At 71.4% G+C, this 21,666-nt stretch carries 18 protein-coding genes and 1 pseudogene; 13 read left to right on the top strand and 6 right to left on the bottom strand.

What is annotated here, in order from left to right:
- Window positions 1–39 precede the first annotated feature (39 nt).
- The 6 genes and pseudogenes from ACIBK5_RS39805 to ACIBK5_RS39780 all read left to right on the top strand — a co-directional run bounded on the left by ACIBK5_RS39805 (window position 40) and on the right by ACIBK5_RS39780 (window position 4,835).
- Window positions 40–888: a helix-turn-helix domain-containing protein gene (locus tag ACIBK5_RS39805; protein ID WP_399027748.1), complete on the top strand. Its 849-nt coding sequence runs from the start codon at window positions 40–42 to the stop codon at window positions 886–888.
- Window positions 889–981: 93 nt separating this feature from the next.
- Complete coding sequence (rimO, locus tag ACIBK5_RS39800) at window positions 982–2,460, top strand: 30S ribosomal protein S12 methylthiotransferase RimO (RefSeq protein WP_399027746.1); 1,479 nt, start codon at window positions 982–984, stop codon at window positions 2,458–2,460.
- Complete coding sequence (gene pgsA / locus ACIBK5_RS39795) at window positions 2,457–3,305, top strand: CDP-diacylglycerol--glycerol-3-phosphate 3-phosphatidyltransferase (RefSeq protein ID WP_399027744.1); 849 nt, start codon at window positions 2,457–2,459, stop codon at window positions 3,303–3,305. Before rimO ends, pgsA begins: the two co-directional genes overlap by 4 nt.
- A pseudogene (locus ACIBK5_RS39790) lies at window positions 3,302–3,630 on the top strand (hypothetical protein). The gene pgsA and the pseudogene ACIBK5_RS39790 overlap by 4 nt, the downstream one beginning before the upstream one ends.
- A 109-nt stretch (window positions 3,631–3,739) precedes the next feature.
- Entirely contained in the window at window positions 3,740–4,120 is a 381-nt protein-coding gene (locus ACIBK5_RS39785; protein WP_003993396.1) for a helix-turn-helix domain-containing protein, read from the top strand.
- 244 nt (window positions 4,121–4,364) lie between these two features.
- Entirely contained in the window at window positions 4,365–4,835 is a 471-nt protein-coding gene (locus ACIBK5_RS39780) for a Dps family protein (RefSeq protein ID WP_399027742.1), read from the top strand.
- Between the two features lie 461 nt (window positions 4,836–5,296).
- Here ACIBK5_RS39780 and ACIBK5_RS39775 read toward each other — a convergent pair whose 3' ends face one another.
- Genes ACIBK5_RS39775 through ACIBK5_RS39765 form a run of 3 tightly spaced genes read right to left on the bottom strand, consistent with a single transcriptional unit; the run spans window position 5,297 to window position 11,901 of the window.
- Window positions 5,297–6,061, bottom strand: coding sequence for an SDR family NAD(P)-dependent oxidoreductase (locus tag ACIBK5_RS39775; RefSeq protein WP_399027740.1), 765 nt, complete (start codon window positions 6,059–6,061; stop codon window positions 5,297–5,299).
- 32 nt (window positions 6,062–6,093) lie between these two features.
- Window positions 6,094–6,924 (bottom strand): Fpg/Nei family DNA glycosylase, encoded by an 831-nt coding sequence (locus tag ACIBK5_RS39770; protein WP_399027738.1) that lies wholly within the window; start codon window positions 6,922–6,924, stop codon window positions 6,094–6,096.
- Window positions 6,925–6,975: 51 nt separating this feature from the next.
- Complete coding sequence (locus ACIBK5_RS39765) at window positions 6,976–11,901, bottom strand: ATP-dependent helicase (protein WP_399027736.1); 4,926 nt, start codon at window positions 11,899–11,901, stop codon at window positions 6,976–6,978.
- 129 nt (window positions 11,902–12,030) lie between these two features.
- Here ACIBK5_RS39765 and ACIBK5_RS39760 point away from each other — a divergent pair, with 129 nt between their 5' ends.
- The 3 genes from ACIBK5_RS39760 to ACIBK5_RS39750 are packed head-to-tail and all read left to right on the top strand — an operon-like array spanning window position 12,031 to window position 13,927.
- The gene (locus ACIBK5_RS39760) at window positions 12,031–12,861 is read left to right on the top strand and encodes an AraC family transcriptional regulator (protein ID WP_399027734.1); all 831 of its coding nucleotides are present in this window, start codon (window positions 12,031–12,033) and stop codon (window positions 12,859–12,861) included.
- Window positions 12,862–12,884: 23 nt separating this feature from the next.
- Entirely contained in the window at window positions 12,885–13,619 is a 735-nt protein-coding gene (locus tag ACIBK5_RS39755) for an AzlC family ABC transporter permease (protein WP_399027732.1), read from the top strand.
- Window positions 13,616–13,927, top strand: a complete 312-nt coding sequence (locus ACIBK5_RS39750; RefSeq protein WP_399027730.1) for an AzlD domain-containing protein — start codon at window positions 13,616–13,618, stop codon at window positions 13,925–13,927. Before ACIBK5_RS39755 ends, ACIBK5_RS39750 begins: the two co-directional genes overlap by 4 nt.
- Here ACIBK5_RS39750 and ACIBK5_RS39745 read toward each other — a convergent pair whose 3' ends face one another.
- A complete protein-coding gene (locus tag ACIBK5_RS39745; protein ID WP_399027728.1) occupies window positions 13,928–14,872 on the bottom strand; it encodes a hypothetical protein in 945 nt (314 codons plus the stop codon). It lies immediately after the preceding gene.
- A 244-nt stretch (window positions 14,873–15,116) separates the two neighbouring features.
- The gene (locus ACIBK5_RS39740) at window positions 15,117–15,551 is read right to left on the bottom strand and encodes a MarR family winged helix-turn-helix transcriptional regulator (protein ID WP_399027762.1); all 435 of its coding nucleotides are present in this window, start codon (window positions 15,549–15,551) and stop codon (window positions 15,117–15,119) included.
- 85 nt (window positions 15,552–15,636) lie between these two features.
- On the opposite strand from ACIBK5_RS39740, the gene ACIBK5_RS39735 reads away from it, so the two are divergent.
- Window positions 15,637–16,416 carry an SDR family oxidoreductase gene (locus tag ACIBK5_RS39735; RefSeq protein WP_399027726.1) on the top strand — a complete coding sequence of 260 codons (780 nt, stop codon included), beginning with the start codon at window positions 15,637–15,639 and terminating at the stop codon, window positions 16,414–16,416.
- 282 nt (window positions 16,417–16,698) lie between these two features.
- Window positions 16,699–17,589 (top strand): MBL fold metallo-hydrolase, encoded by an 891-nt coding sequence (locus ACIBK5_RS39730; RefSeq protein WP_399027724.1) that lies wholly within the window; start codon window positions 16,699–16,701, stop codon window positions 17,587–17,589.
- A 637-nt stretch (window positions 17,590–18,226) separates the two neighbouring features.
- Here ACIBK5_RS39730 and ACIBK5_RS39725 read toward each other — a convergent pair.
- Complete coding sequence (locus tag ACIBK5_RS39725; RefSeq protein ID WP_399027722.1) at window positions 18,227–19,129, bottom strand: MerR family transcriptional regulator; 903 nt, start codon at window positions 19,127–19,129, stop codon at window positions 18,227–18,229.
- Window positions 19,130–19,865: 736 nt separating this feature from the next.
- Here ACIBK5_RS39725 and ACIBK5_RS39720 point away from each other — a divergent pair.
- Together ACIBK5_RS39720 and ACIBK5_RS39715 are read left to right on the top strand one after the other, a co-directional pair.
- Complete coding sequence (locus tag ACIBK5_RS39720; RefSeq protein ID WP_399027720.1) at window positions 19,866–20,129, top strand: hypothetical protein; 264 nt, start codon at window positions 19,866–19,868, stop codon at window positions 20,127–20,129.
- 484 nt (window positions 20,130–20,613) lie between these two features.
- Window positions 20,614–21,588, top strand: a complete 975-nt coding sequence (locus ACIBK5_RS39715; protein ID WP_399027718.1) for an alpha/beta hydrolase — start codon at window positions 20,614–20,616, stop codon at window positions 21,586–21,588.
- Window positions 21,589–21,666: the final 78 nt, after the last annotated feature.

Below are 21,666 nucleotides of genomic sequence, written 5' to 3'. Positions count from 1 at the left end.
CTTCCAGCACAGGCGGCTACACGCTCGAAAGGCGCCCCCGTGTCCATCGGCAACTCCCCTGAAGACGAGCGTCCGTTCGAAGACGAGCGCGTCGAAGACGACCGCGAGGAAGCCCGCCCCTCCATCGGCCGTGTCCTGCAGCAGGCGCGTATCGCCGCCGGACTGACCGTCGACGACATCAGTAGCGCCACCCGGGTCCGCATGAACATCGTGCACGCCATCGAGGCGGACGACTTCACCGCCTGCGGCGGGGACGTCTACGCCCGCGGGCACATCAGGACCCTGGCCAAGGCCGTCCACCTCGACCCCGCGCCGCTGCTCGCCCAGTACGGCGACACGCACGGCGGACGTCCGGCGCCGACCCCGGCAGCTCCCCTGTTCGAGGCGGAACGTATCCGTCCGGAGCGGCGGGGGCCCAACTGGACCGCGGCCATGGTCGCCGCGATCGTCGCCGTGATCGGTTTCGTCGGGTTCACCATGTTCCAGGGCGGCGACGACAGCGCCGGCGAGGCCAATGTGGCCGACGGCTCCACGCCCGGTGCGTCCGTCTCCCCGACCACCAAGTCCAAGAAGCCCGCCGACCCCAAGCCCAAACCCTCCGACAGCGCCATCGCGGCCGCGCCCCAGGACAAGGTGACGGTCCGGGTGGCCGCCGCCGACGGCCGTAGCTGGATCGCGGCCAAGGACCACAACGGCCGGATGCTCTTCGACGGCGTCCTCAAGCAGGGCGACTCCAAGACCTTCCAGGACAGCTCGAAGGTGCACCTCGTCCTCGGGGACGCCGGCGCGATCGACCTCTTCGTCAACGGCAAGAAGATCGAGGACGACTTCCAGCCGGGCTCCGTGGAACGTCTCACGTACACGAAGGGCGACCCCGAGGCCGGGTGACCGCGCCCAAGGGGTGTCCGACGTACGGGGTTGGCCGGGATCGGCCAACCCCGTCGACGTGGGGTGTCAGCGGGACGAAGTACTCTTGAGCCCATGCCTGAACGCCGTACCGTCGCACTGGTCACCCTTGGCTGCGCCCGTAACGAGGTGGACTCGGAGGAGCTCGCAGGCCGTCTGGAGGCGGACGGCTGGCACCTCGTGGAGGACGCCGAGGACGCGGACGTCGCCGTCGTGAACACCTGCGGCTTCGTCGAGGCCGCCAAGAAGGACTCCGTCGACGCCCTCCTGGAAGCCAACGACCTCAAGGGGCACGGCAGAACCCAGGCCGTGGTGGCGGTGGGCTGCATGGCCGAGCGGTACGGCAAGGAACTCGCCGAGGCTCTCCCCGAGGCGGACGGTGTGCTCGGTTTCGACGACTACACGGACATCTCGGACCGGCTCCAGACCATCCTCAACGGCGGCATCCACGCCTCGCACACCCCGCGCGACCGGCGCAAGCTGCTGCCGATCAGCCCGGCGCAGCGACAGGAGTCCGCCGCCGAGGTCGCGCTGCCCGGGCACGCCCCGGCCGACCTTCCGGAAGGCCTCGCTCCGGCCTCCGGCCCCCGTGCGCCCCTGCGCCGCCGCCTCGACGGCGCCCCGGTCGCCTCGGTGAAGCTCGCCTCGGGCTGCGACCGGCGCTGCTCCTTCTGCGCCATCCCGTCCTTCCGCGGCTCCTTCATCTCCCGCCGCCCCAGCGACGTGCTGAACGAGACGCGCTGGCTGGCCGAGCAGGGCGTGAAGGAGATCATGCTGGTCTCCGAGAACAACACCTCCTACGGCAAGGACCTGGGCGACATCCGGCTGCTGGAGTCGCTGCTGCCCGAGCTCGCCGAGGTCGACGGCATCGAGCGGGTCCGGGTGAGCTACCTCCAGCCCGCGGAGATGCGGCCCGGCCTGATCGACGTCCTGACGTCGACCCCGAAGATCGCGCCCTACTTCGACCTGTCCTTCCAGCACTCCGCACCCGGCGTGCTGCGCGCGATGCGCCGCTTCGGCGACACCGACCGCTTCCTGGAACTGCTCGACACCATCCGGAGCAAGGCGCCCGAGGCCGGTGTGCGCTCCAACTTCATCGTCGGCTTCCCCGGCGAGAGCGAGGCCGACCTCGCCGAACTGGAGCGGTTCCTCAACGGCGCGCGGCTGGACGCCATCGGCGTCTTCGGCTACTCCGACGAGGAGGGCACCGAGGCGGCGACCTACGAGAACAAGGTCGACGAGGACGTGGTCGCCGAGCGCCTGGCCAGGGTCTCGAGACTGGCCGAGGAGCTCGTCTCGCAGCGCGCCGAGGAGCGTGTCGGCCAGACGGTGCACGTGCTCGTCGAGTCCGTCGACGAGGAGGGCGTGTACGGCCGTGCCGAGCACCAGGCTCCCGAGACGGACGGCCAGGTGCTGCTCACGAGCGGCGCGGGGCTCCGCAGCGGTCGTATGGTCGAGGCGAAGGTGGTCGGTACGGAGGGTGTCGACCTGGTGGCCGAGCCCCTGCAGGGTTCGTTCGCCTCGCCTGCGTGGAGTGAGGAGGCGGGCAGATGACCGGTGTCCCGGCAGCCGCGGCGGGAGGCGCCTCCGGCGCGAGGAGGCCCGCGGCCGGTGCGGCCTCGGGGAAGGTGCCCGGGTCGGCGGTCGGCCGTACGGCCGCGCGGTCGGCTGAGGGCGGGACATCCGGTACGGGGCACCCTGCGGGTGGCAGTGGGGCGGTCGTCGGTGAGGGCTCGGACGGCGCCGGCGTCGACGCCCAGGGTGAGGACAAGGGCGCGCGGGGCGGGAAGCTGACGGCAGCGGCCGTCAACCAGGCCAGTGTCTGGAACATCGCCAACCTCCTGACCATGCTTCGGCTGGTGCTCGTACCGGCCTTCGTGGCGCTGATGCTCGCGGACGGCGGATACGACCCGGCGTGGCGGGCCCTCGCCTGGGCGGCCTTCGCCATCGCCATGATCACGGACATCTTCGACGGTCACCTGGCGCGCACGTACAACCTGGTCACCGACTTCGGGAAGATCGCCGACCCCATCGCCGACAAGGCGATCATGGGGGCGGCGCTGATCTGTCTGTCCGCGCTGGGAGATCTCCCGTGGTGGGTGACCGGCGTCATCCTCGGACGGGAACTCGGGATCACCCTGCTGCGTTTTGTCGTCATCCGGTACGGCGTCATCCCCGCCAGCCGCGGCGGCAAGCTCAAGACCCTCACCCAGGGCGTGGCCGTGGGCATGTATGTGCTGGCGCTGACGGGGTGGCTGGCCACCCTGAGGTGGTGGGTGATGGCTGCTGCGGTCGTTCTCACGGTGGTGACCGGGCTCGACTATGTGAAACAGGCCATTGTGCTGCGCAGGCAGGGAATCGCCGAGCGCAAGGCCGCGTTGGGGGAGAAGGAAGCGTGAGTTCCACGGCCACTGACGTGGTGCGACTACTCACAGTGAAGGGCCGGGCGTTCGCCCTCATGGAGTCGTTGACCGGTGGCCCCGTTGCGACGGCGGAGGTCACATCGGCCTCCGGAGCGTCACAGGCACCGTGGAGGGGCCCTTCTGGGGCGATTCCGGTTCTGCCCGCGGCGGAAAAGTGGAGGCTCTGCGGTTGAACGGCCACCGCGAGGAAATTCGTAGAGAGAGTGTACGGAGCGTACTCGCACTGCTCCCGAAGGGGCTTGCGGGCGAACAGACTGGGAATGAGCGGGCACAGGATACGGAACGGAACGGGGGGTTTTGATGTTTGCAGCCCTGAGTGAACACGACATCGCTCCCCGCACGGCCGCGGCGCAAGGCGGTACGGTGGGGCGTAATGGATGCGGCTACGCGGTCCGAGGAGGGAGCCACCGATGATTCTGCTCCGTCGCCTGCTGGGTGACGTGCTGCGTCGGCAGCGCCAGCGCCAGGGCCGTACTCTGCGCGAAGTCTCCTCGTCCGCCCGAGTCTCACTCGGCTATCTCTCCGAGGTGGAGCGGGGGCAGAAGGAGGCTTCCTCCGAGCTGCTCTCCGCCATCTGCGACGCGCTGGACGTACGGATGTCCGAGCTCATGCGGGAAGTGAGCGACGAGCTCGCCCTCGCCGAGCTGGCCCAGTCTGCTGCGGCCACCCCCAGCGAGCCTGTACCCACGCCGGTTCGCCCGATGCTGGGTTCCGTGTCGGTGACCGGTGTGCCACCGGAACGGGTGACGATCAAGGCGCCCGCCGAGGCGGTGGACGTCGTCGCCGCGTGAGCTTTTTCGCGTACGCGGCATGAAGCGAACGGCGCCGACCAGGCGCTGAGAAGTGCTGAGGCCCCGGCCGGGCCTCTCCGGGAGACCCGGAGAGGTGCCCGCCCGGGGTTTTTGCTTGTGCGTGGGCAGTCGCTTGTGCGCGGGCAGTCCATGGCGTCGACTGCCCGTTTCGTGTGCGTTTGCCGGTGTGGCGTACGGCGGTCATCGTTGAGGGGATGGCGGGGGGCAGTCCACGGAGGTGCGGATGTACGTCGTGAAGAGCCCGTTGTCCGACGCGAGCCTGAAGACCGTGTCGGAGGCGCTGCAAGGTGCGCTGGTCGACCTGGTGGATCTCGCCCTCGTGGCGAAGCAGATCCACTGGAACGTGGTGGGCCCGCGCTTCCGTTCCGTCCATCTCCAGCTCGACGAGGTCGTCGACACCGCGCGGAAGTACTCCGACACCGTGGCGGAACGCGCCGCGGCGCTCGGTATCTCGCCCGACGGGCGTGCCGCGACAGTGGCCGTCGGCAGTGGAATCGGCGTGACCCCTGAGGGGTGGGTCGATGACACGACCGCCGTGGGGACGCTCGTCGAGGCGCTGGGCGCGGTGATCGCGCGGATGCGGGAGAGGGTCGAGGCGACTGGCGAGCCGGACCCGGTGAGCCAGGACATCTTCATCGGCATCACAGCGGACCTGGAGAAGCATCACTGGATGTTCCAGGCCGAGAACGGGTGACGGAACCGGATGACGGGCCGGCCGGCCGCGAGGCCGCCCGGCTTCGAGTGGTGCGCGGTGCGCCTGTGTGCCGTTGGTGCGCCCTGCCGATCGTTCCGAGCGGCCGAATAGCGTCGGGCTGGAGGTGGCGGCCATGGCGGGGATAGGGCGCTGGGGGGTCTGGGACTGGGGGGTCCGCGGGGCCGTGCTCGGACTGGGGGCGCTGTGGTGGTGGGCCGTGCTCCGGCTGGCGGTCGTGCCCGGGGCCGGGATGCTGGAGGCGACGGTCGCGGCCGGAGGGTGGGGGCTGAGCGTGTTGCCGGTGCACTGTGTGCCGAAGGGGCGGGCGAGCGGGGTGGTGGTCGGTTCGGGGCGGTGGTGGAAGGGCTGGGGGGTGCGGGGTGGTCGCGGGGCAGGCGCGGGGGAACGCGGCGCAGGTGCGGGTGGTCACGGGGCCGGTGCGGGTGGTCGCGGGGCTGGTGCTACCACGGCATCGCCACGCCCCCGTTCGGGCGGAGGATCTGGCCTGTGGTGAAGGCCGAGGCGTCGGATGCCAGGTGCAGGACCGCGTGCGCGATGTCCTCGGGCTCGCCCACCCGGCCCAGGGGTGACATGCGGGCCATGACGGACTCCGTGTGCGACTGGGCCTCGCTGTCGTGGCGGTCGGTCATCGGCGTACGGATCCAGCCGGGAGCGACCGCGTTGACGCGGATGCCGTGCCGGCCGACCTCCGTCGCGAGGGTCTTCGTCAGCTGGACCACCGCCGCCTTCGCCGCGCCGTAGCAGAGCAGCCCGGGGGCGCCGGTGTCGACCGCGCCCGAGGCCATGGTGACGATGCTGCCCCGGGCGCCGGTGGCGATCATCAGACGGGCCGCCTCCTGGCAGGCGTACAGCACACCCTTGAAGTTGATGTCGAGCACCCGGTCGAGGTCCTCGTCCCGGGTCTCCAGGACCGGGCTGCTGTGCATGATGCCGGCGATCGCGGCCAGGGCGTCCAGGCGTTCGCAGGAGGTGATGGCCTGCCTCAGCCGGGAGCGATCTGTGACGTCGAGGGGATGCGGGTGGGCGATGCCGCCGGTCTCCTTGATCAGGGTTGCCGTCTCGTGCAGGCCCTCGGTGTCGCGGTCCGCGCAGTGCACGGTCGCGCCCGCCTCGGCGAGCAGGACGGCCGAGGCGCGGCCGATACCGCTCGCGGCCCCGGTGACGAACGCGGTGCGGCCGCTGAGGTCGTACGCCGTGACGGGCATGTGGGGACCGTACGAGCAGATCTGACGGGTCGTCAATCACCTGGGGCGGGCCGGATGCGTCCGGCCGGGGCCGGGGCGGGTCCCGGCTGGCAGGTGGGACACCAGTAGGTGGGGCGTTCGCGGGAGCCGTCGCCCTGGTCGGCGACGCGGACCGAGGTACGGCAGCGCAGGCAGGGGCGGGGAGCCCGGCCGTAGACGAAGAGGTCCTGGCCGCGGCGGCCCGTCGTACTGCGGACCGGGCGGTCGCGGTTGGTCTCCAGCAGCTTCCTGGCGAGCGAGGGCAGCTTCGCGGCCCGCTCGGCGGGCAGGTCGCCCACGGGGAGCCAGGGGGTGACGCCGAGCAGGAAGCAGAGCTCGCTCTTGTAGACATTGCCGATGCCGGCGAGGTTGCGCTGGTCGAGCAGGGCCTCGCCGAGGGGTCGGGCGGGGTCCTGGAGGACATGGGCGAGGGCCCGCTCGGGGTCCCAGTCCGGGCCGAGGAGGTCCGGGCCGAGGTGGCCCACGACGCGGTGCTCGTCGGTGGTGCGCAGCAGTTCCAGGACGGGGAGGCGGTAGCCGACGGCTGTGCTGTCGGCGTTCGCGAGGATGGCGCGGATCTGGTGGCCGGGGCCGCCGGTCCACTGCCGGCCGTTCGCGTAGACCTTCCAGGCGCCGTCCATCCGCAGATGGGAGTGGAGCGTCAGGCCGCCCTCCACGCGGGTCAGTAGGTGCTTGCCCCGCGGGGTGACGTCGAGGACGGTGCGGCCCGTGAGGTCGGCCGTGGCGAACCGGGGCACCCGCAGGTCGCTGCGGGTCAGCACCTTGCCCGCGAGGGCGCCGTGCAGCCGCTTCGCGGTCTGCCAGACCGTGTCACCTTCGGGCATGGGTCAAGGGTGGCACGGGGTGTGCGCGGGGTGCGCCGGGAGTGGTGGGGGTCAGGCGCGGAGGCGGAGTCCGCGGGGTGTGGCTATGAAGCCCGCTCCTTCCAGGAGGGTGCCGATGGGGGAGGTCAGGGCCTGCGTGCCGTTGACCCGCTCCACCGTGACCGTGCCGAGGGAGCCCGCGCGGGCCGCTGCGGCGAGCGCCTCCGCCGCGGTGCGCAGACGCGGGTCGTCGGTGGGGGCGCCGTCCGGATCGGCGGCCCAGGCCAGCAGGGTCTTGCCACCCCGTTCCATGTAGAGCGTCAGCTCGCCCTCGACGAGCACCACCAGGGAACCCGCCTTGCGGCCCGGCTTGTGCCCGGCACCGGCCGGGGGCTCGGGCCAGGCCAGGGCCGCGCCGTACGCGTTCGCCGGATCGGCGGCGGCGAGGACGAGGGCCCGGGACGCGGCGTCCGGGCGGGTACGCCGGCCCGGGAATCCGGCGTCGTACCCCGCGCGTCCGCCGTTCTGCCAGGGCGGGGCGGCCTGCGGGGGGTAGTCGCGGGGCGAGACGTAGTCGCCCGGGGACGGCTGGGGTGCCGGGGCGTCGTAGGCGGGGTCGAAGTCGGGGAAGCCGTCGGGGCCCGGGTCGTCGGTGTGGTCGTGGGAGCGGGGCGCGTCGTCCGCCTCGGCGAAGTCATGGGCCGGGAACGGGTCGAGGCCGGGGCCCGGAGGCGGGCCGGGCAGGTCCTCGCCGCGGTCGCGGGCGTTGGACACCGCGCGCAGGCGGTCCACTGCGCCGTCCATCGCGAACTGAGCCGCGCCGAGGCCCTCCACCACATAGCCGCGGCGGGCCTGGCCGCTCTCCTCGAAGACGGACAGGACACGGTACGTCGCCGAGAACCCGCCCTCGACGCCCTCCGCCGAGACCGCGCCCCTGGTCACCACACCGTGCCGGTCGAGGAGGGTACGGGCGAGGGCGTGGGCCCGCACCGTGGGATCCGGCTCGTGGGACGGGAGCAGGGACCAGCGGCCGGCGACGGTCGGCGGTCCGGAGCGGGACGCGGCCGGGCGGGCCGCGGCCGTCAGGGAGCCGTACCGTCCGCGCGGGACCGCGCGCTTGGCCCGGTGGGCCGTGGACCCGGCGGTACGGCCCGAGCCGAGCAGCGAGCGCATGGGCGTGAGCGTGTCGTTCGTCAGGCGGCCGGACCAGGCCAGGTCCCAGAGCACGTCGGCCAGCTGGGGATCGGTGGCGTCGGGGTGGGTGGTGGCACGCACCTGGTCGGCGATCTGGCGGAAGAACAGGCCGTAGCCGCCGGAGAGGATGTCCAGGACGGACTGGTGGAGGGCGGTCAGCTCCAGGGGATGCGGGGGCGGCAGGAGCAGCGGGGCCGCGTCCGCCAGGTAGAGGGAGACCCAGCCGTCCTTGCCGGGGAGCGAGCCGGCCCCGGCCCACACCACCTCGCCCGCGGCGGTGAGCTCGTCCAGCATCCCCGGGGTGTAGTTCACGACCCGGGAGGGCAGGACGAGCTTCTCCAGGGCGGAGGCCGGCACGGACGCGCCCTGCACCTGCTCGATGGCGCGCACCAGTCCGTCGATGCCGCGCAGGGAGTGCCCCTTGCCGATGTGCTGCCACTGGGGGAGGAACTGGGCGAGCGCGGGGGGCGCCACCGGCTCCAGCTCGTGCCGCAGGGCGGCCAGGGAGCGGCGGCGCAGCCGGCGCAGCACGGCCGCGTCGCACCACTCCTGGCCGATCCCGGCCGGGTGGAACTCGCCCTGGACGATCCGGCCCGCCGCGCTGAGCCGCTGGAGGCCGCCCTCGGTGACGGCCACGCCCAGGCCGAAGCGGGCCGCCGCCGTGGCCGAGGTGAACGGGCCGTGGGTGCGGGCGTAGCGCGCGAGGAGGTCGCCGAGCGGGTCCTTGACGGGCTCTGTGAACGCTTCCGGGACACCGACCGGCAGGGCCGTGCCCAGGGCGTCGCGCAGCCGGCCCGCGTCCTCGATCGCCGCCCAGTGGTCCCCGCCCGCGATCCGGACCCGGATGGCACGGCGGGCACCGGCCAGTTCCTGAGCCCACTGGGGTTCGGCGCCCCGCTCGGCCAGTTCCGCGTCTGTGAGCGGGCCGAGGAGGCGGAGGAGGTCCGCGACGCCTTCGGCGTCCTTGACGCGGCGGTCCTCGGTGAGCCACCGCAGCTCGCGCTCCAGCTCGGTCAGCACCTCCGCGTCGAGCAGCTCGCGCAGCTCCGCCTGGCCCAGCAGCTCGGCCAGCAGCCGGGAGTCCAGCGACAGGGCGGCGGCGCGGCGCTCGGCGAGCGGGGAGTCGCCCTCGTACAGGAACTGGGCGACGTAGCCGAAGAGGAGGGAACGCGCGAAGGGAGACGGTTCGGCGGTGGTGACCTCGACGAGGCGTACCTTGCGGGACTCCAGATCGCCCATCAGCTCGACGAGCCCGGGGACGTCGAAGACGTCCTGGAGGCACTCGCGGACCGCCTCCAGGACGATCGGGAACGAGCCGAACTCGCTCGCCACCTGCAGCAGCTGGGAGGCGCGCTGCCGCTGCTGCCACAGTGGTGTGCGCTTGCCCGGGTTGCGGCGGGGCAGGAGCAGTGCGCGGGCGGCGCACTCGCGGAAGCGGGACGCGAACAGGGCCGAGCTGCCCACCTGGTCGGTGACGACCTGGTCGACCTCGCCCTTGTCGAAGACGACGTCGGCGGCGCCCACGGGGGCCTGATCGGCGTCGTACTCCCGGCCCATCTTTACCGGTTCCTGGTCCAGCAGGTCCAGGCCCATCAGATCGGCGTCAGGCAGGCGCAGCACGATGCCGTCGTCGGCGTGCATGACCTGCGCGTCCATGCCGTACCGCTCGGAGAGCTTGGCGCCGAGCGCGAGTGCCCACGGGGCATGCACCTGGGCGCCGAAGGGGGAGTGCACCACCACCCGCCAGTCGCCGAGCTCGTCGCGGAAGCGCTCCACGACGATCGTCCGGTCGTCCGGGACATGGCCGCAGGCCTCGCGCTGCTCCTCCAGGTACGAGAGCACGTTGTCCGCCGCCCAGGCGTCCAGGCCCGCGGCGAGCAGGCGGAGGCGGGCGTCGTCCTTGGGCAGCGAACCCACCTCGCGCAGGAACGTGCCCAGCGCCCGGCCCAGTTCGAGCGGGCGCCCCAACTGGTCGCCCTTCCAGAAGGGCAACCGGCCCGGTACGCCCGGGGCGGGGGAGACCAGGACGCGGTCGCGGGTGATGTCCTCGATGCGCCAGGAACTCGTGCCCAGCGTGAAGACGTCGCCGACGCGGGACTCGTAGACCATCTCCTCGTCGAGCTCGCCGACCCGGCCGCCGCCCTTCTTGGGATCGGCGCCCGCGAGGAAGACACCGAAGAGGCCGCGGTCGGGGATCGTGCCGCCGGAGGTGACGGCGAGGCGCTGGGCGCCGGGGCGGCCGGTGATCTCGCCGGTGACGCGGTCCCAGACCACGCGCGGGCGAAGCTCGGCGAAGGCGTCGGACGGGTAGCGGCCTGCGAGCATGTCGAGCACCGCCGTGAAGGCCGACTCGGGCAGTGAGGCGAAGGGGGCGGCCCGGCGGACGGCCGCCAGCAGGTCGTCGAACTGCCAGGTGTCCAGAGCCGTCATGGCGACGACCTGCTGGGCCAGGACGTCCAGGGGGTTGGCGGGGACCCTGAGGGACTCGATGGCGCCGGTGCGCATGCGCTCGGTGACCACCGCCGCCTGGACCAGGTCGCCCCGGTACTTGGGGAAGACGACGCCGGTGGAGACCGCGCCCACCTGGTGGCCCGCGCGGCCCACGCGCTGGAGGCCGGAGGCGACCGAGGGCGGGGACTCGACCTGGACGACCAGGTCCACCGCGCCCATGTCGATGCCCAGCTCCAGGCTGGAGGTGGCGACCACCGCTGGCAGCCTGCCCGCCTTGAGGTCCTCCTCGACCAGGGAGCGCTGTTCCTTGGAGACCGAGCCGTGGTGGGCACGGGCGATGACCTGGGGTGCGCCCTGGGCGGCTCCCGAGCCGCCCATCAGCTCGGCGGGGGAGTGGTGCTCGTCGAGCGGCTCGCCGGTGGCCCGCTCGTACGCGATCTCGTTCAGGCGGTTGCACAGGCGCTCCGCGAGGCGGCGGGAGTTCGCGAAGACGATCGTGGAGCGGTGTGCCTGGACGAGGTCGGCGATCCGCTCCTCGACGTGCGGCCAGATCGAGGGGCGCTCGGCGCCCTCCGAGCCGTCCGCCACCGGGGAACCGCCCAGCTCGCCCAGGTCCTCGACCGGGACGACGACGGACAGGTCGAACTCCTTGCCCGACTCCGGCTGGACGATCTCCACCTTGCGCTGGGGCGAGAGGAAGCGGGCCACCTCGTCGACCGGGCGGACCGTCGCGGAGAGGCCGATGCGGCGGGCCGGCTTCGGCAGGAGGTCGTCCAGCCGCTCCAGGGAGAGGGCCAGGTGGGCGCCGCGCTTGGTGCCGGCGACCGCGTGCACCTCGTCGAGGATCACCGTCTCGATGCCGGTCAGCGCGTCGCGCGTGGCCGAGGTCAGCATCAGGAACAGCGACTCGGGGGTCGTGATCAGGATGTCCGGCGGGCGGGTGGCCAGGGAGCGGCGCTCGGCGGCCGGGGTGTCGCCCGAGCGGATGCCCACCTTGACCTCGGGCTCGGGCAGGCCCATCCGCACGGATTCCTGACGGATGCCGGTCAGGGGGCTGCGGAGGTTGCGCTCGACGTCCACGGCCAGGGCCTTCAGAGGCGAGACGTACAGGACCCGGCAGCGCTTCTTGGGATCGGCGGGGGGAGGGGTCGAGGCGAGCTGGTCCAGGGCTGCCAGGAAGGCGGCCAGGGTCTTGCCGGAGCCGGTGGGGGCGACGACCAGCACGTCCGAGCCCTCGTGGATGGCCCGCCACGCGCCGGCCTGGGCGGTGGTGGGCGCGGGGAAGGCACCCGTGAACCAGGCGCGGGTCGCGGGGGAGAAGCCGTCCAGGGCTCGGTGCGCATTGCTGGGCATGCGTCCATCGTGCACCTCGGCACTGACAACGGGCCCTGGGGCGGCCTGGCCAGGGCGTCTTCGCGAGCGTTGCGGAGGCCCGGGACGGGTGACCGGGGTGCCAGGGGCGGGGCGGCGGACAATGGCCGTATGACGGAGCGCGCGCGGCACTGGCAGTACGACGAGCTGCCCGGGGTGGATCTGCTGCGGGCCCGGTACGTGCGGAAGACGTTCGTCCGGCACACGCACGAGAACTTCGTGATCGCCGCCATCGCCGATGGGGTGGAGGTGTTCCACCACGGCGGTGGCGATCAGTACGCCGGGGCAGGGGCCCTCGCACTGGTGAATCCCGACACCCCGCACACCGGGCGGGCCGGTGTGCCCGAGGGGTGGCGGTACGGGGCCGTGTATCCCTCGGTCGACGTGGTGGCGGAGATCGCGGCGGAGACGACGGCGCTGCGGGGGACGCCGGGGTTCGTCAGTCCGGTGGTGGACGATCCGTACGCCGTGGCGTTGGTGCACCAGGTGCTGCGGGCCGCCGACGAGGGCAACGCCTTGGCCGCGGACACGCTGCTGCGGGTCGCCGTGACCAGGCTGCTGCGGCTGAACGGCGGGCCCATGCCGCGGCGGGAGGTGCGGACGGCCGGGACCCGGATCGCGGCACGCGCGCGTGGTGTGCTGGAGGAGCGGATGGCGCTGCCGCCGACTCTGGAGCAGCTGGCGGCCGATCTTGGAACCAGCCCGTTCGCTCTGCTGCGGGCCTTTCGGGACGCCTATGGGATGCCCCCGCACGCGTGGCTCACGGACGCGCGAGTCCGGCGGGCGCGGCGGCTGCTGGACCTCGGGACGCCGCCCTCCGAGGTCGCCGTCGCCGTGGGGTTCACCGACCAGCCGCATCTCAACCGGCACTTCAGCCGGATGGTCGGGGTGCCTCCGGGGGCCTATCAGCGGGAGCGCAAGAACGTACAAGACCCGCGGTAGCGGCTCCTCGTAGCGTGCGGGGCGTGGTGGATCGGACAGCTCTCAGAGATTCAGGGACCGGTGGGAAAGCGGACCGGGCCGTCGTGCGGGACGCGCTGGGCGTCGGGGTGGCCGTCGGGCTGTCCGGATTCGCCTTCGGAGTGACGTCGGCCGGCAGCGGACTCACCCTGATGCAGACATGCGCGCTCAGCCTTCTGGTGTTCACCGGGGCGTCCCAGTTCGCACTGGTGGGTGCGCTCGCGGCAGGCGGCAGTCCGTTCACGGCGGCTGCCGGGGCGTTCTTCCTGGGCGTGCGGAACGCCTTCTACGGCCTGCGGCTGTCGCAGTTGCTGGCCCTCCCGCGCGCGGTGCGGCCGTTCGCCGCCCAGTGGGTGATCGACGAGACGACCGCCGTCGCGCTCGCCCAGCCCACGCGGCGCGGTGCGCGGATCGGATTCGTCGTGACCGGGCTGAGCCTCTACATCCTGTGGAACCTCACCACGCTGCTCGGTGCCCTGGGCGCAGGTGCCATCGGGGACACCGACGCGTGGGGGCTGGACGCGGCGGGGCCCGCGGTGTTCCTGGCCCTGCTCGCGCCGATGCTGAGGACCGGCACCGAGCGGGCCGTCGCCGGGCTGGCCGTGCTGCTGGGGCTCGGGCTGCTGCCCGTACTGCCCGCCGGGGTGCCGGTGCTGCTGTCCGCGCTGGCGGCGCCGGTCGTCCTCTGGGCGGACGGCCGGCGCAGGGGTGCGCTCACCTCCGGGGAGGACGAGGCATGAACGTCTGGATCGCCATCGGTGTGACCGTCCTCGGGTGCTACGCCGTCAAACTGGCCGGGCTGCTGGTGCCGGTCGGCGCCCTGGAGCGGCCCGTCGTCAAGCGTCTCGCCGCGTTGCTGCCCGTCGCGCTGCTCGCGGCCCTCACGGCTCAGCAGACCTTCGCCGACGGGCAGACGCTGGTGCTGGACGCGCGGGCCGCCGGGCTCGCAGCGGCGGCCGTGGCGCTGGTGCTGCGCGCCCCGTTCCTGGTCGTCGTCGCGGCGGCCGTGGTGGTGACCGCGGGGGTGCGGGCCTTGGGGGCGTGGTGATCACTCGATGGTGCGGCCGTGGGCGCCGAGGGTGCGCAGGGCCTCGATCGTCACGACCGGGCCGGCCTCCAGGGCGGGGGCCGGGGCCCAGCGGCGCCATCGGACGGGCCAGCCGCCGTCCTCCTGCTGCTGGGCCGCGAGGTGGTCCAGGGAGCGGGTCATCTCGTCGTCCGTGAACCACGCGCGCGCGAGGGAACGCGGCGTCCTCGCGTAGTCGTACGGGAAATGGTGCTCGCCCGTGGCATAGCCGGGGGAGACCGGATACGCGTCCAGGCGGTCGGGGTCCAGAGCCACCAGGCCCTGTGCCCGTACCAGGCGGCCCAGGCGGTCGGCGGCCGCCTCCGCACGCGCGCGGTCGGGGGCGGAGTCCAGGAAGGTCACGGCGGCCTCGATCTCGTACGGATGTGACTTCTCTAGGGACTCGACCGCCTGCCAGCAGAACTCCGTGGCCCGGAACAGCCAGGCGTGCCACACGTCGCCGCGGTGCAGCAGCCCCACCACCGGCCCGGTGGACAGGAGGTCGCCGGACGGGTCGGCCACGACCGGCAGGAAGGGGGCCGTCGGGTAGCCGCGCCCGCTGGGACGGAGCGCCGGAAGCGCCCCGTCCGCCGTGGAGACGGAGGTCAGGTAGCGGCACACGCGTTCCACGCGCTGGCCGGCGCAGCGCCCCACCGCGTCCAGGACACGCAGGGCGTGGGCGGTGTGCAGCGGCAGGCTGACGGGGCCGCGCAGATCGGGCTCCAGGGCGTGGCCGTACCCGCCGTCCTCGTTTCGGTAGGCGTCCAGCGCCGTCTCCACCGGGTCGGCGGCGGCGCCGCGGAAGTGGTGGGCGAAGAGACGCTGCTCCAGCACGCGCGCGGTGAGCCAGACGAACCGCTCCGCGCGCGTGACGGGGCTGTGCGGCGCGGGCGTCGGGGGGAGTGTGGAAGCTCCTGATTCGGCCATGGGTCAGACCGTAGGGCGGAAAGCGGCGCCGGCAGGCGGTCCTGGCTCAGGCCCACCCCCAGGGGCGGGATCCCGGAGTCATGCGGTTGACGGTCTTCTGGCAGCCGAATCAGCGGATGGCGGGTCGACCTGCGGAGATTCTCGTGAGTCAGTGCCATGCCCTGCACTGTTGTGCGGAATAGGAAGCCTTCCGCGTCCCGGTCCGTCCCGCGCTGAAACTCCCTGAGTTCGTACTCGAACTCCGTCAGGCCTGGAGGATCTCAGCGCGGGAGAGGGCCCGCTTGAGCAGTTCCTGTAGCGCGTCCTGCTCGTCCTGGGTCAGGCCGGTGAACAGGGGTTCCTCGGTCAGGACCGTCAGCAGCCGTTCCCGCAGCTCGGTGCCCTCCGGGGTCAGGACAAGCTGCTTGGCCCGGCGGTCGGTGGGGTGAGGGCGGCGTTCTATCAGCCGCATGGTCTCCAGTTTGTCGATCACGACGGTGGCGTTGGACGGTTCGCAGCTCATGCGCCCGGCCAGTTCGCGCATGGTCATCGGACCGGTCATCTCGCGCAGGGCCGAGGCCTGCGCGACGGTCAGACCGAGCCCGGTCACCCATTCACGCATGCGCGCATTGCTCTGCATGTCCAGGTCGTGCACCAGCTTGCCCAGCTCCCACTGCGCTTCCGCCTGCTGCTGTGTCATCGCCATGGCTCCAGACTAGCAAACTACTTCAACCCATGATAGATATGGTTTGAAGCATTCAAGTCATATGTATCTAGGGAGCCTCATGAACCTCAACCTCACGGGCAAGACCGCCGTCGTCACCGGCGCCAGCCGGGGCATCGGACTGGCCACCGTCCGGACCCTGATCGGCGAAGGGGTCCGCGTCGTGGGTGCCGCGCGCACCATCACGCCCGAGCTGAAGGAAACCGGCGCCCACGCCGTGTCGGCGGACCTGAGCACCGCGGAAGGCGTCGCCGTCCTCATCGACGGCGCGCTGGCCGAGCTTGGCGGCATTGACCTGCTGGTGAACAACGTGGGCGGCGGGGACGGGGCCACGGTCGGCTTCCTCGATGTCGCCGACCCCGAGTGGACCAACGCGTTCGACATGAACGTGCTCAGCACCGTCCGCGCCACCCGTGCTGCCCTGCCCAGCCTGATCGAGCGCCGGGGAGCGGTCGTCAACGTCTCGTCCATCCTCGCCCGGATGCCTGGCGGCTTCCCGCCCGCCATCAGCGCGGCCAAGGCGGCGGTCACCGCTCTCGGCAAGTCCCTGGCCGAGGAGTTCGGTGCCCAGGGCGTCCGCGTGAACACCATTTCCCCGGGCCTGGTCGACACCTCTGTCTACCAGGACCCCAACGGCACGGTCGCCCAGTGGGCTGCCGCATCCGGCATGGGCCTTGCCGAACTCCGCCGGCAGATGGTGATGGGCCAGAACGTCACGACCGGCCGTATGAGCGAAGCCGAGGAGGTCGCGGCCTTGGTCGCATTCCTGCTGTCCGACGTGGCCGGCAACATCACCGGCGCCGACTACGTCATCGACGGCGGCACCATCAAGACGGTCTGAACCAGCTGTTCAAGCCCGCCGCGGCGGCAGGCGGAATCCAGCACTTCGACCCACAGACATGGAGGTCAGACTCCATGGCTCACGTCGTCGTCGCGTCCGCCGAGCGCACTGTTGATGCTCCCGCGGTGGAGGTCTGGGGGCGCACACGCCCGCGAGCAGCGCGTCGGTTAGCAGCGGCACGTCGGTTAGCAGCGGCACGTCGGCCTGAACGGGGCCCGCGGCCGCACGGCTTGCGGGACGGTCTGCACCAGTTTTCAGTCATCAAGGAAGAGGAGTTCAACCATGAAAATGCTCGCCTTCAAGACCACGACCCACCAGGCGCAGCCTGCCCGTATCGGCACGCCGATCAGCGCGGCGGCCATGGAGTCCGTGCTCGACGAGCCAGGACCGGTCGAGGTCAAGACGATCGGCGCGGACTGGGAGGCCCCTATCTCGGGGCTGCTCAACATCAAGCACCCGAAGGCCGTCGCGGCGGGGATCACCGACCACAAGGAGCCGATCCAGATCTACGCCCACGTCGTGCGGCACCCCACGCAGGGCTTCTTCCTGGTGGACACGGGCGTTTCACGGCGGCTGGTGGAGGACCCCGTGGGCGTGGGGGTCGGACTGATGCTGAGGAAATACGGGGGCATCGAGAAGATGCACCCTCAGCAGAGCACCGCGGAGATCATCGAAGCGGAGGGAGTCCCACTGAACGGGGTCTTCATGACCCATCTCCACCTCGATCACGTCTCCGGTCTCCCGGACGTTCCCAAGGACGTCCCCATCTACACGGGCGCCGATGAGGCGGAGGCGTCGCTCTTCCTGAACCTGTTCGCCCAGGGCACGAACAACCACCTCCTGGCCGGACGGCCGCCGCTTGAGGAACTCCAGTTCACCAAGGACCCGGGCGGAAGACTCGAAGGTGTCAACGACGTGTTCGGCGACGGCTCGTTCTTCGCGATCCTGACCCCCGGGCACACCACCGGACACGTCTCCTACCTCGCCCGCACCGCGGCGGGCCCGGTCCTCATGACCGGCGACGTCAGCCACACGCGCTGGGGATGGGACAACGACGTCGAGCCCGGGACCTACATGCAGGAGGGCGACCCCAGCATCAAGAGCCTGCTCGCCTTGAAGGCACTCAGCGAGCGCCACCCGAACATGATCGTGAGGCTGGGTCATCAGGAGTAGGCAGCGCGGCCCAGGCGGCCGACAGCGCTGGGACAGCCGGTCGGCGAGCGGGCCGGGCACCGCATCGGAGGCGGCCTGCTTCTCCAAGGTCTTGGCGTGGTGGAGGAGTTGGTCGGCGGGGTGGTCGGTGCGTGCGACGTTCGCGCAGGACGGCTGGCGGCGGTCCAGCCGTGGGGCGTCGGCTGCATCGAGGGATGGCGCAGGGCCCGATCACGGTTGTTGACGCACATCAGGAACGAGCGCGGATTGTCGTAGACGGCAAGGGCCGGGGTGCCGAGGATGCCCCGGGCCTGGCGGTGGGGGCGGATCGACCCGGCGAAGGCCGGGGCCTGGCGGCGGCGTGGATCGCGCGCCGGGCGGTCTCCATGTCGAGCAGCTCGTGAACGCCGCCGCGGCCGCGGGGAGCAGATCTCCTTCTGGTGCCGTGGGTCGCGATCCCACCGGTGGTCATGGTGATGCGCGTGCTGGAACGCCTCGCCCCCCGAAGGCCGGCTGCTGTTCGACGCAAGCGTCCACACCACAGCACCCACGGCGCCGACAACTACTGGACGACCGCGTACACGGACTCAAGGGCCGCCCGGCACGGACACCACGACCCACCACAAGATCAACTATCAGACAGGTCCTACGTCGTGTTCTAGGTAACGGGTGAGTCTTGGGCGGCTAGTTCCTCGGCCAGTTCCATACAGCGCAGGCGGGCTGGGGAGAAGTCGTAGGGCATTTTGCCGATGGCTTCGAACACGCTCATGGAGTCAGCGTCCCGCTTGCCGGAGCTGAGGTCGGACTCGTCCTCGCCGTCCTCGGGGTGCAAGGTGTCCCAGGCGTCGAAGAGGTCATCGTCGCCCATGCCCAGGCCGGACTCCTCGATGACGGCCTGCAGGGTGCTTTCGAAGGCGTGCCGCTCGACGGCCACTTGAGCCACCCGTGGGTCATCGACGGCGACGCTGTCATCGAGTGCCTCCTCGGCGTCATCGATGCGGTCGGAATCCTCCCGCAGAGTGGGATGCGTGGCCAGGGCGACGAAGCGGGTGGCCTGGATGGCCGCGCCGAGCGGGCCGAAGATCCGCTCAGTGACCAGCAGACTGTCCAGGTCCGCCTGACGCAGGGAGCCCTCGGGCAGGCCCTTGAGGCGTTCGGTGACGAAGTCGGAGAGCAGGCCCATCCGGCTGCCTTCGGTGCGCATCCGCTGCACGGCGGTCCGTTGCCGTCGCAATTTCGCCTCCTGCTCGGCGAGGGTTTGTTCCAACCGCTCCAGGATGCCCGCGATACCTTCTTCGCTGTCCGCACCGGCGGAAGCCGTGCCGGTGGTAAAGGCGTCACGGATGTCGTCCAGGGCGATCCCGGCGTCGGCCATCTTGCGAATCCACAGCAGGCGGATCATGTCCTCGTACTCGTAGCGGCGGCGATCATCGCCGCCCCGCTCAGGCTCGGGGAGCAGGCCGATCTCGTGGTAGTGGCGAATCGCCCGTGGCGTGCTGCCGGCGAAGGCCGCCGCGTCCCCGATCTTGACGTGGCGGGGTGGCATGAACGACGAATGCATGAGCAGGGACCTCTCCTCAAGGGGCCGGGACGCAAGTCCACCGGACCACATGCCGCTACGGAAGGTGCAACCCCATACACGCCGCCCGCGCAAATGCCAGGAAATGCGCCCTCCTCCGTAGTGACCGCAGGGCCGTCGTTTTCTGCTGGGGCATCCGCACGGCGGCAGGCTGAGGGTTCACAGCCACTGATGAATCGCCGCGACCTGAACCGTCGCCTCGAACCGAACCGAACCGAACCGAACCGAACCGCGCCGTCATGCGTGCCGTCATGCGTGCCGTTGCTCAGCAGGCCCACAAGGTCTGCTGAGCAACGGCATGTTGAGGGACGGGTGTCCGATGCGTCCGAGGAGATGGTCCGAGCCGCCTTCGAGGAGGGGGCCAGGGGCCTGGGGTCCGTCGTTGATGAGCCTGCGGTCGCGCTGCGTGGTGCCGAAGGCGCCGTAGGGGTAGCCGCCGGAGAGCGGGGTGCTGGCCTTGTCGAGGAAGGACAGAGTCCTCGGGCAGGGTCAAGACCGCCTCGGCCTGGGTTCGGTCTGCCCCGGCCACGAGCCGTACGGCACCACGGCTGTGCCCCGCTACCGTTCGGCCCCACCACGTCGCGGAAGGGGGAGGGGGACCCGCAAGCTGGGAGAGAGGCTCCGGCAATCGGTGCGACGCGCTCGAAGGAGAGCAGTCGCAGCAGGAAGGCGGGTACATGTGAACACCCCTTCGACTGAGAGCTGGACGCTGGGTTGGGTGCTTCGAGCCCGGCAGGTCGCTCACGGGGCGGTGATGGCCGGGCTCCTGGTGGACCTCGCGGCTGATCCCCGCCAGGTCCATCTCGCCCGCACGGTCCGCTTCCCCCTCGACCCCGCCGCCCGCGCCCTCGGAGTCGAGCCCGCCCTCGTATGCCTCGCCCTGCACCAGCTTGCCAGAGCCCAGCTGGTCGAATTCAGCACCGAGGACCACCCCGTCGACGGACCACACGTCAACGTCACCCTGCTGCTGCCACCAGCCTGACCCGCTCGGCCGGTAGCGGCGGCAGCGCGCTTCTCCCCAGGACCGTCGCGGGTCGGAGGCCAGTGGCCGGCCGAGGCGGAGCCGGGTGGGGGCGGCGATGATCAGCCGACCGAAACCACACCTCGCTCACCGTCGGGTAGGCCGGTACCCCGTGCCGGAGCCGGTTCACCGGGACGGACCTCCCTAGCGACCGCGGGTCGTCGGTCCGGAGATCAGGAGTTCTCCACCTCCGGGCCGACGAAGGTGTTCGCTGCGGAGGACTTCCTCGCTGAGGTCGACAGTCACGCGGGCGCGGCCGATGTCCGGCTCCTTGAGCAGGTGCCGCACGGATGCGATCACGACTCGCAGGGACGAGGCTGGGGCTTATGGGAATACTGCGCTGCCTGCCCAGGGGCGGGGCGCATGGACGTTCCGCGGTCAGGCCGTGCAGGGGTCCTCGGCAAATCTCAGCACATGCCCATCCCCAGACCTCACGGAGATCGTCATGACCGCTCCCTCCGGCAGCCTCGTACTGGAGCCCGAAGCCCAGCAGTTCGCAGATGCCACATCCCAGCCGCCGTTCCTGTACGAGCTGGGGCCCGAGAAGGCCCGCAAGGTGCTGGACGACCTTCAAGCGGAACCGATCGAGAAGCTCGATGTCGACTCGGAGTGGATCACCGTGCCTGCGGATGTCGGCGATGTACGTGTCCGCATCGTCCGGCCGCGCGGCTCCGCGCCGCCCCTCCCCGTGATCCTCTACATGCATGGCGGTGGCTGGGTTCTGGGCAACGCCGACACCCATGATCGACTGGTGCGTGAGCTCGCCGACGGGGCGCGGGCCGCGGTCGTGTTCGTCGAGTACGCCCGCTCTCCCGAGGCGCAGTACCCGGTGGCGATCGAGCAGGGCTACGCGACCGCTCAGTGGATCGTCCGGGAAGGTGCTGCCCATGGCCTCGATCCCGACCGCATGGCGGTAGCGGGCGACTCGGTCGGCGGAAACATGACGGCGGCTCTCGCCCTGATGGCCAAGGAGCGCGGCGACGTCCGCTTCGTGCATCAGTCCATGTACTACCCGGTCACCGATGCCGAGATGAACACCAAGTCCTACGCCGATCTCGCCACCGGCTACTTCCTCACCGCCAAGGCCATGGAGTGGTTCTGGAACGCCTACCTGCCCGACCGCGCGCAGCGCAGCGAGATCACCGCCTCTCCCCTGAAGGCCGACCTCGATCAACTCGCCGATCTCCCACCGGCCTTCCTCCTGGTGGACGAGGCAGACGTCCTACGCGACGAGGGCGAGGCATACGCGGCCAAACTCCGCGCCGCGGGCGTCGACATCACCACTGTCCGCTACGACGGCATCACCCACGACTTCATGATGCTCAACCCGCTCAGCGAAACCCACGCCACCCGTGCGGCCGTCGCCCAGTCCGTCACAGTGCTGCGCGACGCCCTCAGAAGCGGGGTCGCCTCTTCTTGACGTAGGCCCGTACGGCTTCTTGACATAGGCCCGTACGGCAGCCCGTGCGCGGAGCTGGTGCCGGCCGGGCGGATCGAG

This window comes from Streptomyces sp. NPDC050546, from assembly GCF_044457425.1.
GTDB lineage: Bacteria > Actinomycetota > Actinomycetes > Streptomycetales > Streptomycetaceae > Streptomyces.
This window is presented reverse-complemented; position numbering and strand designations above follow the sequence as displayed.